This is a genomic window from Capnocytophaga sp. oral taxon 332 str. F0381 (assembly GCF_000318275.2).
Classification (GTDB): Bacteria; Bacteroidota; Bacteroidia; order Flavobacteriales; family Flavobacteriaceae; genus Capnocytophaga; species Capnocytophaga bilenii.
Genome location: NZ_KB291274.1, coordinates 28,215 through 29,256 on the forward strand (window position 1 = coordinate 28,215; position 1,042 = coordinate 29,256).

Genomic DNA, 1,042 nt, shown 5'->3' on the forward strand with positions numbered 1-1,042 from the left:
ATAATTATCTTTGCAATCTATCACTCAATTTCTTCTTATACTTAGCAAAAATTCCCTCGCTGGCGCAAGCTTGTAGCTTGTGCCCAATTCAAAATTCAGAATTCATAATTCCCTTTGCCGCCCGCACTCTCACCCATCCCATTACTCCCATTGCTCCCATAATTGCCCGTGTGGCTCACACCCCATTATTCCCATTGCTCCCACAATCGCTCCCCACAAACAGCACAACTGCAGCATTTTCCCCCCTTTTGAAAGGGGGGTAGGGGGGAATGTTACTTTATTTCCATCCCCGTCCCACAATTCAAAATTCAGAATTCAAAATTCATAATTTGCCAATTCCCCTCGCACTATTTAGAGCGCATTATAGGCTTGAAAAACGCTTATCTCTATGGTGGGTAAAGAAAAATAGTAGGGCAGTTCTTTTGTATTGTATTGATTAGTAGGTTGTTGAAAAATTTTAACAACACATCTGATACATTACCGCTCCAATAGATAGATATACATAATTACAAAATCTTTAAAAGCATCCTCAAAATGATAAATATTTCTTTTTAATATATTCTCTCTTTCTTTTTTAAAACAAAGCACTTCTTCTATACTTTGAAATAATAGATAATCATTCAATTTATTCCTATATTTACAACAAAAGCTATTATTCATTCTGATAATTTCGTTTGCTATTGAGGAAAAACCAATATAAAAATCATCATACTTATCAAAAAAATAACCACAATCAAATCCTATGAATTTGAAGTCTATGCTACTAATTTCTTTATCACTAATACAAATTAGTTTATTATTTTTTAGATTTAATTGATTAGAGTTATAATAATCTAATATTCTTTTAATATTACAATCTGCAATTATATAATCTTCAATAATATTAAAGATACTATCTATCTTCACTTTTTCCAGTACAGAATAGCTTCTATCAAATCCACAATAGCCATTATTAGGGTTACTTATTATTGTTATCCAGCTCATATCAATATTTTTTTAGTTGTCTCCCCCCCCCCGCTGGCGCAAGCTTGCAGCTTGTGCC

General features: G+C 33.0%; 2 protein-coding genes. One reads left to right on the forward strand and one right to left on the reverse strand.

Annotated features, from left to right (window positions below):
- A partial coding sequence (locus tag HMPREF9075_RS13765) for a hypothetical protein (RefSeq protein ID WP_232305046.1) occupies positions 1–263 on the forward strand: 263 nt, incomplete at its 5' end.
- 214 nt (positions 264–477) lie between these two features.
- Here HMPREF9075_RS13765 and HMPREF9075_RS03135 read toward each other — a convergent pair.
- A complete protein-coding gene (locus HMPREF9075_RS03135) occupies positions 478–984 on the reverse strand; it encodes a hypothetical protein (protein WP_009415041.1) in 507 nt (168 codons plus the stop codon).
- Positions 985–1,042 lie beyond the last annotated feature (58 nt).

Coding starts and splice junctions, on each gene's coding strand:
- HMPREF9075_RS03135 (WP_009415041.1), bottom strand. CDS start 984: ATGAGCTGGATAACAATAATAAGTAACCCTAATAATGGCTATTGTGGA.